This window comes from Paenibacillus turicensis (genome assembly GCF_017873435.1).
GTDB lineage: Bacteria > Bacillota > Bacilli > Paenibacillales > Paenibacillaceae > Fontibacillus > Fontibacillus turicensis.
Window position 1 is genome coordinate 213,958 of sequence record NZ_JAGGKG010000003.1, and the last position, 14,324, is coordinate 228,281.

At 37.8% G+C, this 14,324-nt stretch carries 12 protein-coding genes; 11 read left to right on the plus strand and 1 reads right to left on the minus strand.

The features are described from left to right. The first annotated feature begins 126 nt into the window (after nt 1-126). Nucleotides 127-420 carry an ArsR/SmtB family transcription factor gene (locus tag J2Z32_RS04990; RefSeq protein ID WP_210088069.1) on the plus strand — a complete coding sequence of 98 codons (294 nt, stop codon included), beginning with the start codon at nt 127-129 and terminating at the stop codon, nt 418-420. Then, a complete protein-coding gene (locus J2Z32_RS04995) occupies nt 420-2,882 on the plus strand; it encodes an FAD-dependent oxidoreductase (RefSeq protein WP_210088070.1) in 2,463 nt (820 codons plus the stop codon). Before J2Z32_RS04990 ends, J2Z32_RS04995 begins: the two co-directional genes overlap by 1 nt. A 58-nt stretch (nt 2,883-2,940) precedes the next feature. Here J2Z32_RS04995 and J2Z32_RS05000 read toward each other — a convergent pair whose 3' ends face one another. Continuing rightward, nucleotides 2,941-3,735 carry a hypothetical protein gene (locus J2Z32_RS05000; RefSeq protein ID WP_210088071.1) on the minus strand — a complete coding sequence of 265 codons (795 nt, stop codon included), beginning with the start codon at nt 3,733-3,735 and terminating at the stop codon, nt 2,941-2,943. A gap of 247 nt (nt 3,736-3,982) precedes the next feature. On the opposite strand from J2Z32_RS05000, the gene pabB reads away from it, so the two are divergent. The 9 genes from pabB (at nt 3,983) to J2Z32_RS05045 (ending at nt 14,254) form a co-directional block, all read left to right on the plus strand. Next, the gene (gene pabB, locus J2Z32_RS05005; RefSeq protein ID WP_245251195.1) at nt 3,983-5,806 is read left to right on the plus strand and encodes an aminodeoxychorismate synthase component I; all 1,824 of its coding nucleotides are present in this window, start codon (nt 3,983-3,985) and stop codon (nt 5,804-5,806) included. 352 nt (nt 5,807-6,158) lie between these two features. Next, nucleotides 6,159-6,725 carry an immunity 22 family protein gene (locus J2Z32_RS05010; RefSeq protein WP_210088072.1) on the plus strand — a complete coding sequence of 189 codons (567 nt, stop codon included), beginning with the start codon at nt 6,159-6,161 and terminating at the stop codon, nt 6,723-6,725. A gap of 104 nt (nt 6,726-6,829) precedes the next feature. Beyond that, a complete protein-coding gene (locus J2Z32_RS05015) occupies nt 6,830-7,177 on the plus strand; it encodes a DUF2294 domain-containing protein (protein WP_210088073.1) in 348 nt (115 codons plus the stop codon). A 226-nt stretch (nt 7,178-7,403) separates the two neighbouring features. Further along, complete coding sequence (locus J2Z32_RS05020; protein WP_210088074.1) at nt 7,404-8,495, plus strand: ABC transporter substrate-binding protein; 1,092 nt, start codon at nt 7,404-7,406, stop codon at nt 8,493-8,495. Nucleotides 8,496-8,801: 306 nt separating this feature from the next. Further along, the gene (locus tag J2Z32_RS05025) at nt 8,802-9,752 is read left to right on the plus strand and encodes a nucleoside hydrolase (RefSeq protein WP_210088075.1); all 951 of its coding nucleotides are present in this window, start codon (nt 8,802-8,804) and stop codon (nt 9,750-9,752) included. A gap of 21 nt (nt 9,753-9,773) precedes the next feature. Continuing rightward, the gene (locus tag J2Z32_RS05030) at nt 9,774-10,595 is read left to right on the plus strand and encodes an ABC transporter permease (protein ID WP_210088076.1); all 822 of its coding nucleotides are present in this window, start codon (nt 9,774-9,776) and stop codon (nt 10,593-10,595) included. A gap of 4 nt (nt 10,596-10,599) precedes the next feature. Beyond that, complete coding sequence (locus J2Z32_RS05035) at nt 10,600-11,388, plus strand: ABC transporter permease (protein WP_210088077.1); 789 nt, start codon at nt 10,600-10,602, stop codon at nt 11,386-11,388. Nucleotides 11,389-11,403: 15 nt separating this feature from the next. After that, entirely contained in the window at nt 11,404-12,465 is a 1,062-nt protein-coding gene (locus J2Z32_RS05040) for an ABC transporter ATP-binding protein (protein ID WP_210088078.1), read from the plus strand. A gap of 70 nt (nt 12,466-12,535) precedes the next feature. Further along, complete coding sequence (locus tag J2Z32_RS05045; protein ID WP_210088079.1) at nt 12,536-14,254, plus strand: adenine deaminase C-terminal domain-containing protein; 1,719 nt, start codon at nt 12,536-12,538, stop codon at nt 14,252-14,254. Nucleotides 14,255-14,324 lie beyond the last annotated feature (70 nt).

Genomic DNA, 14,324 nt, shown 5'->3' on the forward strand with positions numbered 1-14,324 from the left:
TCAATGAAATGAATAATTAACTACTTGACACATTTCATTATATCGTAATAATATAATATACAGATATTAAGATATAAAGTGAATCAATAGTTAATTAGACAGGAATAAGGTGGAGGAGAGTGTATTGTGGATAACAATTTCAAAGCTTATACCGAAACAGCAGAAATTTTGAAGGCTTTAGCACATCCTGTTCGTCTTTGTATTGTGCGAGGGCTAATAAAAAAAGGAAGCTGTAATGTGAGTTATATGCAGGAGTGTTTGGATTTACCACAATCGACGGTGTCTCAGCATCTGCAAAAGCTTAGAACGCTTGGCATTTTAGAAGCTGATCGTAATGGTTTAGAAATTTCATATTCAATTAAGGATGAGCGAGTGAAGGCAGTTATAGATATATTTTTGGCAGAAGTGGAGGAAATGTAATGAAGAAAAAAGTACTTATTGTTGGTGGTGTGGCAGGTGGAGCATCTGCGGCAGCTAGGCTACGTAGATTAGATGAGAATGCCGAAATCGTCATGTTTGAGCGGGGCCCTTATATCTCATTTGCAAATTGTGGGTTACCTTATTATGTGGGCGGCTCTATCGCTGAGAGATCAAAGTTAGTCGTGCAAACGCCAGAAGCGATGAACAGTCGCTTTAATATTGATATCCGCACAGAAAGTGATGTGGTGTCAATTGATGAAGTGAAGAAAAAGGTGGTTGTGCACAGTAAAGAGCGTGGTCAATATGAGGAAAGCTATGATGCCCTTATTTTATCTCCAGGGGCTAAACCAATAGTGCCTCCCTTGCCAGGCATTACAAGCTCTAAAATATATAGTCTTCGTAATATTCCAGATGTAGACAAAATTAAAGCAAAGGTTACTGAGCAAAATACTTCTTCCGCAGTTGTTATTGGTGGTGGATTTATTGGAATAGAGATGGCTGAAAACTTACGTGAGGCTGGCATTGCAGTTACTTTAATCGAAGCTGGACCACAAATACTAGCGCCGTTTGATCAAGAAATGTCCAATATACTTGCTAAAGAGTTAGAGGAGCAGCAAATTCAATTGATCTTCTCGGACCGTGTGGAGGGGTTTGAGGAAACAGAGCGGGGGATAACTGTAAAGCTTGGTAGTGGGAAACAGCTACACGCAGACATGGTATTACTGGCAATTGGTGTTACGCCTGATACTGGCTTTGTGAAAAATACAAGCATTGAATTAGGGCCTAGAGGTCATATTGTTGTGAATGATCATATGAGAACCAATGTACCTGATGTATATGCAGTTGGTGATGCTGTAGAGGTTGTTGATTTTGTAAATGGAAGCAAAACGGCAGTGCCATTAGCTGGACCGGCTAATAAGCAAGGAAGAATCGCTGCGGATAACATAGGTGGAATTGCTACGACTTATAAGGGAACACAAGGCACATCGATCATTAAAGTTTTTGGCTTAACAGGTGCAGCTACGGGTAATAATGAGAAGACATTACAACGTTTAAATATTCCGTACAAGGTTGCTTATGTTCATCCTAATTCTCGTGCTTCTTATTACCCTGGTGCTACGCCTATGACAATGAAGTTATTGTTTAACTCTGACGGAAAAGTGCTTGGTGCTCAAGCGATTGGTTATGATGGTGTAGATAAACGAATAGACAGTATTGCTACAGTCATCCGCTTTGGAGGTACAGTTACAGATCTAACTGAACTAGAGCTTGCATATGCACCACCGTATTCTTCTGCAAAAGATCCTGTGAACATGGTGGGGTATGTCGCTGAAAATATTGTGACTGGATTAAGTGATGTATTTGTAGTTAATGATCTTGCTAACCGAGACAAACATAACAGCATATTGGTGGATGTTAGATCACCAATAGAATATAGCAATGGCTACATTGAGGGAGCAATCAATATTCCTGTTGATGAGCTTCGAGGTAGAGTAGGGGAGCTTGATAAAAACAAGGAAATTTGGGTGTATTGTCAGGTAGGACTAAGAGGATATACCGCTTCACGTATTTTAGGTCAGCTTGGTTACAAGGTGAAAAATCTGAGTGGCGGCTATAAATCTTATGTTATAAATAATTTCAAGCCACAGCAATATAAAGCAAATACACCTAGTACACCAAGCTCATCTAGTAGCTCGACCACACCTAGCACAGAAATAGTTACATTGGATGCTTGTGGACTTAGCTGTCCTGGGCCATTAATGCAGGTCAAGCAGCAGATGGATACGCTAGAGAATGGGCAAATGCTTAAGGTCACTGCATCAGATCCAGGATTTTATGAGGATATTAAAGCATGGGCTACGATGACTTCTAACAGCTTAGTTGAACGTACAAAACGCTCCGATGGAGTGATTGAAGCGACATTAACGAAAGGGAATGATGCCGCTGACTTAGATCCAAGTGGCACAACGAATCAACCTATTATTTCCGATAAAAATGATACAACAATGGTTGTATTTAGTGGTGAGCTTGATAAGGCGATAGCTTCCTTTATAATTGCAAATGGTGCTGCATCTAGCGGGAAAAAAGTAACTATGTTTTTCACCTTCTGGGGTCTGAATATCATTCGTAAGCCTAATAAAATTAAGGTTGAGAAGGGTTTTATGGGGAAAATGTTTGAAAAGGTGATGCCAAGAGGAAGTGGGAAATTACCCTTATCTAATCTAAATATGATGGGGATGGGACCTAAAATGATTCGTTCCCTTATGAAAAGCAATAATGTCTTGTCACTTGAGCAACTGATTCAAGCAGCTCAGAAGCAAGGTGTTGAAATGATTGCGTGCCAGATGTCGATGGACTTAATGGGGATCCATCGTGATGAATTGATTGATGGTATTGATGTTGCGGGTGTTGGCTATTATTTAGGGCAAACAGAAAAAGCTAATCATAATTTGTTTATTTAAACATTACATTATATTTATAATCCCTCCAAACTACAAAAGAGTATTTTGGAGGGATTAATTATTGTCGAACTGCATCATTTAAATATTTTTGTATTTGACTGGAGGGAAAAGCAGTTAATTTATAATATTCTTTTTTAATTTCATGATTTGCTGTATATGTTATTTTTAGATAGACCTCTTTATATATTTTGAGCATATCATTATCAACTTTCTCTTTGTCTAAAATGAAACCTCTACCCAAACTAGTGCCATTATAATTCCCATCAGTTGTTACTTTAATTGGTGCATCATTAAAAGCATTGCTTTGGAACACATTACTCGTGTTTAACTTATTAAACATAACTGGATTTAACGAAAAACTTAATATTATATTTTCCATATTTTGTTTGGAGTTTTTGATGAATATCTCATATGAAATTAGTTCTGTACCATCAGCATCCTTATGATAATCAATCGTCGCAGTTAAATCATATTCTGTAGGAAGCTTAGTGGAAAAATCCAAAAGATTTTTTTTCATACGAGTTTCAATATCATTTTGCTCATTGTTATAGTTTTGTAAATTTGTATTTGTTCCTTTTTGAGCATTGTGTACTTGATCATTATTCTGACACCCAAATAATAATAATAAAATTAGACAAGAAAGGATTTTTATTTTCTTCATTGAAACGACTCCTTCTTTAGCTAGACATGCTACCTTTTTAAATACATTAGAATTAGTACTCTCGAAATAAGTCCAAGTTCTAGTTGAAGGAGAATATACTTGACCTTGTTTAGTTGGGTAAGTATAGGATATCATAGTTCTAGCTGTTGCAATCTCGGTTGTGGATACGCTAGAGATAAGTAAATCTGCCACACTTATGACAATGCCACCAAATGTATCTGTTATCGTTCCATACCAACCATAAGTGCTGTGAAGGGTATACTTACTGTTAGTAATTTATTTGCAAATCCTCCGTAAAATGATAGTAAAAAATAACCCTCGAGGCATGGTAAATGTACTATATATTCCCTTTTATGTAAACCTTATTTTTCCTAATAAATTATAATATACTTTTCAAATAACTATTTCTCTCAATTTATCTAGATTAGAAGGAGTAATTATGACAAAAAACATAATCCATATGGACTTAAGTCAGCCCAATCATTTTGTTTTTGATTTTATGAATGCTAAGGGTATTGTCGAAAAATTGCTTTTTAAAGATCCCCTTAAAATCATTGCGGTTAAATCACACACTCAGATTAAACAGGCTTTAGATGAAATTGAAATCTATACAAAGCAAGGTAAATATGCGGCAGGTTATATTAGCTATGAGGCTGCACCTGCTTTTGACCCCAAAATGAAAGTACATGCACATTCTATGATGCCGTTATTGTATTTTGGTATTTTTGATAAGCCTGTGAGACTACTGACTATGACAGAGGAAGAAAAAAGCAATGCCCCAGCTTTGCAATGGCAAAGTAATACTTCTCAGCTAGAATACGAAGCAAGCATTAATAAAATAAAGGAAGCCATCGCAAAAGGAGATACGTATCAAGTAAATTATACGTTACGCTTACAAGCCAACTATGATGGTTTTACAAATGATATTGACGGTTATCATTATTATGAACAACTTAAGCAAGCTCAACAAGCAAATTATAGTGCCTATTTAAATCTTGGCAGATACAAAATATGTTCCCTTTCACCAGAGCTGTTTTTTGAATTAACTGCGGGAAAAATGATGAAGACGATGCCTATGAAAGGAACGATTGGGCGTGGTTTAACGCTGGAAGATGATCTTTATAAAAAGGACAAGCTGATGCAATCTACAAAAGATCAGGCAGAAAATGTAATGATTGTGGATTTGCTTCGTAATGATCTTTCTAAAATATCTAAGCCCAATTCAGTAAAGGTCCCGAGCAAGTTTGCAATTGAGAAATATCCAACCGTATATCAAATGACCTCTACAGTTACTTCTGAACTGCAAGAGGGAATAGACCTACAACAAATTTTTGCTGCTCTATTTCCTTGTGGTTCTATTACAGGTGCACCAAAGCTAAAAACAATGGAGATCATTACGGAACTGGAAAAGGAGCCACGTGAGGTATATTGTGGAACGATTGGATTTATTACACCAGAGGGTGATGCTACCTTTAACGTCGCAATTCGTACTGTGATTTTAGATGAAGAAAACAAGACAGCGATATATGGTGTAGGTGGTGGCATCACTTGGGGATCAAACACTGGGGATGAATATCAAGAGGCATTTGATAAAGCAGCCGTTTTGTCCCAACCTGTTATTCGTTATGAGCTTATGGAAACGATACGTGTGGAAGGTGGACAGCGATATAATCTACATGCTGAACGATTTAATAGACATATGGAGCGACTAGAAACTTCTGCTCAATATTTTGAGTTTCCTTTCAATAAAAAAGAGATCGTAGAAGCTTTTAGAAATTATATAACGCCATTAGAGGAAAATACTAATGAAATATATCGTTTGAATCTCTTTTTAGATGAACAGGGACAATATCGCTTTAAACACCAACCTTTTGTGGATGAAAATCAGTCACAGGTTAAACAGGTTGCTCTAGCTAAGCGATCACTGTTTTCTTCTAATCGATTTTTGTATCACAAAACCACTTACAGAGAAGTATATAATGAGCATCGAATGGGGATGGCAGAGCATGTATTTGACGTATTGTTATGGAATGAACGTGGTGAGCTTACAGAGTTTACAATTGGAAATGTAGTAGTTAAGCAGGAAGGGATATATTGGACACCTCCAGTAACCTCAGGCCTGTTAGCAGGTACTTTTCGTGCTTCACTGCTCCAGCAAGGAATCATTCAAGAAAAGGTGTTATACGTAGAAGATGTACGGAGTTTTGAAGAAATATGGCTTATTAATAGCTTGAGAGGTTGGGTAAGGGTTTTACTTTGCTGAAATTTCGGCTCTATTTAGAAATTAGTACTTGCCAACATAGGAGTCTGGTAGCTACGCTCCAGAGCGTTCTTGCGATTGTTGTTAAAATCATGTTCCTTTTAATGGTTTAAAACAAAAATTAGTGGTTGTTAACTTCTGAGGAAAGCAGCTACGGTGCAGAGGGTGGCTTCGACCCCTGTTACAGCCTGATTTTCTTGAATTAGATTTTTATCGGTTGAAAAACAGTCTGTAAAGGCGGACGTGTTCACTTCTCCACCATCCCTCTACCCCTTCGCTAGCATGAGTTAGCGGTCAAGAACTAAATTTCAAGATTGAGCCTAAATTACACTAATTTAATATAGGAGAGATTACATTGACCAATAAGCATAACAAGATAAACAATCACCAACATCAACAAGACTGCAACCATGACGATGAGCATGGGCAACAACATCATAGTCACCATGAACATGACGAAGAACACGGACATCATCACCATAGTCATCACGAACATGATCATTCTCATCATGATTGGGAGGAGCCAGGATTTGTTTCCTTGTGGTTAGCTAACATCAGTACACCTCATATTGACGATACCTTAATTGAGTACTTGCAAATTGAGTATGATCAGGATGGGGAGGTTATTAATCCACCCTTTTGCGCTGATTTTAAAATAGAGGAATTTGATGAGGATTTTCGAGAAGCTGGAATTTTAGACGAGCCTAGGCATACCCTTGAGACATTGCTAGATGGTTGCTCATATGCTGAAGAGGTAATCCCTTTATTCAAAAAGGTAATCGATCCGACATTAGATTTGACTCAATTTAATACCGTTATTTTATTGTATAACTATAATTACAAAGGGACAATCAAGCAAGTTAATAAAGCGCATATGAACGTTGTATTTATTGGATCTGTACAGATGAAAGACGAACAATAAATTAGTTTTTTATATTAAACGTTGACAAATACGATTATTCTACACTATAATTTAACTTATCGTTCGGGTTTTAGTTGAAAATAAATGCTTTAAGAGGTGGTTTTGTGACCTTATCAGACTCAAATGCAGATAAAAAGCAAATCTGTAGTATTTACAATGAGATCTCTAAGGAATTGTTTGGTTTTGGTACAACCCTTCTCAAAGCAGGTATCGATCTTGATCAACGCATAATTACAATTTATGCGAAGCATCGCAGATCACCTCGTTCTACTGTTTTGGAGGGTGAGGCTCCAATATTAAAGCATGAAGTTGACTTTCATATGTCAGCCATCTATAAGAAGAGGTTGCGTGAACGGTTTGAAGCTGAAATGGAGTTAAATATTGAGGCAGTATTACGTGATTATGATCCCGCCACCCAATGGGCGATTACGAATGTCATTTTAAACGTATAATTTAATATTAACAAGCGTCCACATTCGGATCTATCTGAGCGAGGAACTTGTACCAATAGAAACATAGATGCTCTTGACATTGTTTACAATGAAAAGTGTTCTTGTTAGGAATTATTCTACCAAGGGCCTTTTCTTTTTTTTTGGATTGTAAGCTAGTCGTATAATCGTGGAGTTACAGATTAACAATATAAATTACAATTTACTATCTAGAAATGGGGAGATGTAAGTGTTGAAGAAGAAATGGTTAATTGGGTTACTAACTGTAGTTGTAGCAGGGTTAACATTAACTGGCTGTGGAGCTAGCAATACAGGAAAAGAAGGATCTAATTCTGGTGCAACAGGGAATAAAACCTCAGGAGCGCCAACAGAGCTTGTCATCTCCACTTGGGGTTTTTCAGAGGATTTCTTTAAGGAAAATGTGTATGCACCTTTTGAAAAAGAACATAATGTCAAAATTGTACTTGAAATCGGGAATAATGCAGAGCGCCTAAACAAAATTCGTCAGGGTAGTTCAAATGTGGATCTTATTTATTTATCTGACTATTATGCGCAACAAGGAATTGAAGCAGGGCTGTTTGAAAAAATAGATCGCAGTCAAATTCCTAACTTGTCACAAATATATGATCTTGCTAAAGCACCACTTGGTGAGGACTATGGTCCAGCTTATACAATCGGTCGCCTTGGGATTGCATATAATGCTGCCGATACCAAAGTAGAGATTAAGAAATGGGCAGATTTATGGAATCCAGCACTTTCTAAAAAAATTACGTTGCCTAATATTACTTCAACCACAGGCCCAATGCTACTGGATGCAGCATCTACTGTAGCAGGAAATCAAAGCTTTAGTGAAGATGATGCGTTCGCAAAATTAAAAGAGTTGAACAGCGGTGTAGTGAAATATTATAGCAAGACGTCTGAGTTCGTAAATATGTTTGCACAAGGTGAAATTGTAGCAGGTCCAATTATGGAAATGTATGTCGGAGAGCTTAAGAAAAGCGTGCCTGATACAACGTTTGTATCACCGGAAGAAGGCGCTTATGCCATTATGAATACAGTGAACATTGTGAAAGGCAGTAAAAACAAACAATTAGCAGAGGAATTTATTAACTGGCATTTGAGTAAGGAAGTACAAGAGAAATCTGCAATTGCTAAAGTGGATTCCCCTGTCAACACGACCCTTGAATTAAGTGACGAGCAAGCAAGTGGGATCACATATGGTGCAGATGTTGTCAACAATTTGCGTAAATTAGATATGAAGTTTGTAAATGAAAACCTTGATAAATGGATTGATCGGTTTAATCGTGAAATTACTGAATAATTAGTAACCAAAATTAAGATGCGTGTTTTAATAGCTATAGTGGGGGAGCTACAGTCCAGAGGGTGCCTTCGACCGCTGTTAAATCTTGATTTCCTTGAATTTAAATTTATTAGAATGAAATCACGCTTTAAAGGCGGGCGCTGTCGCTTCTCCACCATCCCTCTGTCCTTTCGCTACGACTCTGTAGGTGGTTAAACTAAATCTTAAAAATGATTCCTAATTATTTACTCGCAGTATATAGAGGGAGAGGGTAGCAAATGCCTCTCCCCCTTTATTTTTATGATCATGATGAGGGGGCTTGGCGTTATGCGAAAAAAAGTAATTCTTGATGTAGATACAGGCGTTGATGATGCACTTGGAATTATTTTAGCAGTAGGCTCTGAACAGCTTGATATTGTTGGCATCACAACGGTGAACGGGAATGTATCCTGTGAACAAGCGACGATAAATACTTGCAAAATATTGCAATTACTTCATCTGGGGGAGTTTATCCCCGTGATCGCTGGTTCAACTCAACCATTAATTCGTAAGCCACATTTTGAGCATCGAGTACACGGTAATGATGGTATCGGAGGCGCATTGGCAGATATGGATGTGCATGTGGGGGATACAGCAGGATTTGGTCCTGACTATATCATCGATCAGGTGATGAAAAACAAAGGTGAGATCACTTTAATCATGACAGGACCATTAACGAATTTGGCGCTTGCCATTATGAAATGTCCTGAGCTTGTCCAGCATGTAAAAGAGGTTATTGTGATGGGAGGCGTCGTTCAGGGCTATGGTAACGTGACTCCTACTGCTGAATACAACATGTACGTCGATCCAGAAGCAGCCAAGCTTGTCTTACATGCTGGATTTACCTCATTAACATTAGTGGGTCTTGATGTGACAAGAAGAGCTTTATTAACTCAGGAGCATATTGCACAGCTTAATGAAAGCCCGATTAAAGACTATATTGTGCAGAGCACAGCAGCGTATACTCAGCGTTATTATGAACGAAATGCAGTTTTTGCATGTGTACTTCATGATCCTTTAGCGGTAGGTGTAGCAATTTCTAAAGGGGTAGTGAGTACTGCCCATTATTATGTTGATGTAGAAACAAAAAGTGAGCTATGCGATGGACAAACCGTATGCGATTTCCAAAATCGCTTGCAAGCCTCTCCTAATGCTTATGTATGCACAGATATAAATGAAGAAGCCTTTTTACAGCTTTTTATACAAGCTATAGCGCTAGCTGGTGAAAAATATGCTTAATAAGGAACGGAGTTAACAATCATGAAAAAGAAAGTTATTTATTTGTTATTGCTACCGGGGCTATTGTTTTTAACCGCATTTATGTTAGTTCCGTTATTGTTTACGGTAGTCGGTACATTTTTTCAAGAAGGACAGTTTACGATAAGCGGCTATAGTTATTTTTTTAAGGACCCTTATTTTTTGAAAATACTGTGGACCACACTTCGTGTAAGCCTACTTACTACTCTTATTTGTATTGTGCTTGGTTTTCCAGTAGCCTACTACATTTCAAAGCAAAGTCCAAGAAAAAAAGGATTATTACTCGCACTAGCTATTTTCCCACTGCTTACTAGCTCTGTTGTTCGCTCGTTTAGCTGGATGATTATATTAGGTAAAAAAGGCTTGTTTAATAATGCTTTAATTTCCCTCGGAATTATTTCTGAACCGCTTGAAATTTTATATACACCTACAGCAATGATGATCGGTTTAGTTCATTTATTTTTGCCATTAATTATTATGACTCTTGTAGGCGTATTAGAAAATATTGATCCAGATTTAATTAAAGCGGCGGAAAGCTTAGGGGCAAAACGATTTACAGCGTTTTATAAGGTTATTGTTCCTTTAAGTGTACCCGGCCTAATTATGGGTAGCATTCTTGTGTTTGTAGGGAGCTTAACGGCATATACAACGCCAGCTTTACTTGGTGGCAAGCAACGTGTGTTATCTACCTTCTTATATCAAAATGCAATGACCTTAAACGATTGGCAGCGTGCTTCTGTGTTAGCGGTCATTATGATGGTCATTACCTTTGCTGTCATTACAGTGATGAGTAAACTAGCGACTAGATTAAATCCGAAGGGGTGAGGAAATGTCCGAAAAAAATAGAGGTCTTCAAATTTTCACAATTTTAATTTACGCCTTTTTGTTAGGCCCATTACTTATCATCGCGATTGCTTCCTTTGAACCCGGAAGTATTATGAAGTTTCCACCACAAGGCTTTTCTTTAAAGTGGTATCGGAATATTTTTGAAGTCAATATGTTTATGGAAACCTTCAAAATTTCCGTAATTGTTTCCATGCTAGGTAATCTTCTCGCTTTATTATTAGGTCTACCAGCGGCGTATGCGCTTAGTCGATTCCAGTTTAAAGGGAAAAGCGCATTAAATTCCCTATTTGTATCGCCTATTTTGATTCCGGGTATTGTGCTTGGTTTTACAATGCTGAAGTACTTAATTATTTCATACAATTTACCCATTTATCTCTCATTATTGATTGGACATACCGTAATTATGCTGCCATTTATAATTCGCATCATTGCATCAAGCTTGTCTAATTTTGATTTTGCGATTGAAGAAGCTTCGTTAAGTCTTGGAGCAGGGTGGCTCAAAACCTTTTTTACTGTGGTATTGCCAAATATTAAGTCAGGCATTATTGCCGCGGTATTAATCGCTTTTCTAGAATCCTTTAATAATGTGGATATTTCCGTTTTTATGACGGGTCCTGGAATAAGCACGTTACCTATTCAAATGTTAACGTATGTTGAAAATAATTTTGATCCTACCATAGCAGCAATCTCTGTTGTACTGATGATTTTTACAGGTGTATTTATGTTTGTGATTGAACGCTTAATGGGGTTATCCTACTTTACCAAACGATAATGGAGGCATTTGCTCATGGCATTGTTGAGTTTAGAAAACATCTCGGTTGCATACGACCAACAATATATTTTAAAGGATTTTAACCTGAATATTGAAAAAGGAAATCTTATTTCTCTGTTAGGCCCAAGTGGTTGCGGTAAAACAACAACCTTACGTTTAATTGCTGGCTTCTTAGAAGCAAAGGAAGGCAAATTCTCACTTGGAGGAAAGGACTATACCCGTATCCCTGTGAACAAGCGTAACTTTGGATTTGTATTTCAGAGCTATGCCTTATTCCCACATCTATCTATTTATGAAAATGTAGCCTTTGGGTTACGTCTACGCAAAATAACTGGCAAAGAGCTAGACCTCAAGGTACGTGAAATTTTAGAGGTTGTTAATTTGACCGGTTTTGAGAAGCGTTATCCTAAAGAATTGTCTGGTGGGCAACGCCAACGTGTAGCGATTGCTCGTGCGCTTGTTATTGAGCCTGAACTGTTGTTGTTTGATGAACCTTTAAGTAATCTTGATGCGAATCTAAGAGTGAATATGCGTACTGAAATTCGCCGAATACAGCAGCAGCTTGGAATTACGACGGTTTATGTGTCACATGATCAGGAGGAATGCTTCTCCATTTCAGATCAGGTTGCGATTATGAATAAAGGCGTGATTGAGCAATTAGGTGATCCTTCTACAATTTTTAAATATCCTCAGACAGAATTCGTAGCTAGATTTATTGGATTTAACAATTTTATTGAATTTGAAACAAGAAATGATGTAGCTGATGCCATCTCATTGTCTGTCAAGGATTATAATTTCAATGTTGTAAAGGAAACCGCAAGAGGATTACAGCAAGGGAAAAAGGGGGCTATTCGTCCAGACGATATTATGTTGTTTTTACCAGGAGAACAGCAGGAAGCTACTAATACCCTCTCTGCGACCATCAAGGTAAGCACCTTCCTTGGACGTAGTTATCAATATGTCGTCGATACAGAGCTAGGGGAATTTACGGTGAATCATGAGAGTATTATGCCATATTTAGCAGGACAACAGGTGCTTGTTTATTTTCCTCCTGAAAAGCTTGTGCTTGTAGATTAGATTTGTCAGAAGTTGAAGGATGGTTGAGTACAGCTGAAATACAGCACAAGGGATGGAGGTGCTTGCAATTATGCAGGTTGATTTAGTAGTCAGTGACGTTAAGGTTTTTAATAGTTATCTCAAAAAATTTATTACAGGTAATGTTGCTATATTAAATGGTCATTTTTTATATATTAGTGATTGTGCCAAAGGGGCACACGAAGCCATAGAGGGCATCAAAGTGATTGATGGGCGCGGGCAATATATGATTCCAGGCCTAATAGATATTCATCTTCATATTGAGAGTACAATGGTTACGCCTCAAAGCTTTTCTTATGGCTTAATTCGTAATGGTGTCACTACGATTGTGCCAGAGCCCCATGAGATGGCCAATGTGTTTGGTGTCGAGGGTGTTAAAGAAATGATTAAGGTAAGCCAAGACTGTATTGTAGATATGATGTACGCAATTCCAAGCTCTGTACCCGCTACTGCGATGGAAACAACCGGTGGAAGTATAGAAATACAAGATATTGATGAATTACTTCGTGATGAGGATATGAAATGCCTTGGCGAAATTATGAACTATGTGGATATAATTAATGATCCTAATTGTAAAACGAATCAAATTTTAAATCATGTACGTAAACATTATCCTGACCTCATTATTGAAGGACATTGTCCTAAGGTGATGGATCTTGATTTGCACCGTATTATTTATAGTGGTGTTGGTTCAGATCATACGCATCAAAGTATAGAAGGTATGGAAGCAAGAATTTCTGCAGGGATGTTTATTGAATTGCAGGAAAAATCAATGACCCAAGATATTATCGATTATTTATTACAACACGATGTAGCAGAGCATTTTTGCTTTGTCACTGACGATGTTATGGCAGACTCCTTTGTGGATCAGGGTCATTTGAATCATATTGTTACTAAAGCGATTCAGATGGGGATGTCTCCTGAGCAAGCCATTTATGCCGCAACCTTTACGCCTGCGAAACGGATGAATATGTATGATCGTGGGGTGATTGCTCCAGGTAAGTTAGCAGATTTTGTGTTGCTCTCTGATTTAAATCGCTTTGAGATTAATCAAGTATTCAAATCAGGACAAGCTGTATATGATAAGTCACAAGCATATCATCAGCCTCAGACTGAACGGAATTTTCCAGATCATTTCTATCAAAGTGTGAAGCTAGGTTTACTAGATATAGATGATTTTAGTGTGAAAACGATGAGCATGGAAAGCGAGCTAGTCTGTAGGGTGATGATGGTGAAGGATGGTTCTACGTTTACAGAGGAGCATCATGCTTCATTTTCAGTAGAAAAAGGAATGATAGCCTGGGAGCAGAGCGAATATGGAATGATTGCGACCTTTGAGCGTTATGGTAAAAACGGGAATCGTGCGTATGGCTTTATAGGTGGGGATACGATTAAACGTGGTGCAATTGCCACTACCTATTCTCATGACAATCATAACTTACTTGTGGTAGGTAGAAATGCAGAAGATATGGTATTAGCCGCAAATGAAGTGATTCAAGGTCAAGGTGGCTTTTGTGTCGTGGAGGATGGAAAAGTGCTTGCGCATGTTGCCTTGCCTGTTGGCGGTATTTTAACGGAAGCTCCATTAGATGAAGCTGCAAAACAAGTTAAGCAATTGCGAGAAGCGATGGAATCTTTAGGTTATCAGCATTATAATCCGATCATGTCGATTAGTACACATTCATTACCTGTCAGTCCAGCGTTAAAAATTACAGATTATGGTCTTATTGATGTCAATAAAGGTATAGTAGTTCCGTTAGTTGTAGAATAATGCGAATAATATCACGTCTCTTCTCATCATGGATTATGCATTCATTTGCTTCATTGGTTAGTTAAATAGA

What these genes read in the sequence shown, in the direction of transcription:
- J2Z32_RS05030 (WP_210088076.1), top strand. Translation starts at nt 9,774, where the DNA reads ATGAAAAAGAAAGTTATTTATTTGTTATTGCTACCGGGGCTATTGTTT.
- J2Z32_RS05035 (WP_210088077.1), top strand. Translation starts at nt 10,600, where the DNA reads ATGTCCGAAAAAAATAGAGGTCTTCAAATTTTCACAATTTTAATTTAC.
- pabB (WP_245251195.1), top strand. Translation starts at nt 3,983, where the DNA reads ATGACAAAAAACATAATCCATATGGACTTAAGTCAGCCCAATCATTTT.
- J2Z32_RS05040 (WP_210088078.1), top strand. Translation starts at nt 11,404, where the DNA reads ATGGCATTGTTGAGTTTAGAAAACATCTCGGTTGCATACGACCAACAA.
- J2Z32_RS05045 (WP_210088079.1), top strand. Translation starts at nt 12,536, where the DNA reads ATGCAGGTTGATTTAGTAGTCAGTGACGTTAAGGTTTTTAATAGTTAT.
- J2Z32_RS04995 (WP_210088070.1), top strand. Translation starts at nt 420, where the DNA reads ATGAAGAAAAAAGTACTTATTGTTGGTGGTGTGGCAGGTGGAGCATCT.
- J2Z32_RS05025 (WP_210088075.1), top strand. Translation starts at nt 8,802, where the DNA reads ATGCGAAAAAAAGTAATTCTTGATGTAGATACAGGCGTTGATGATGCA.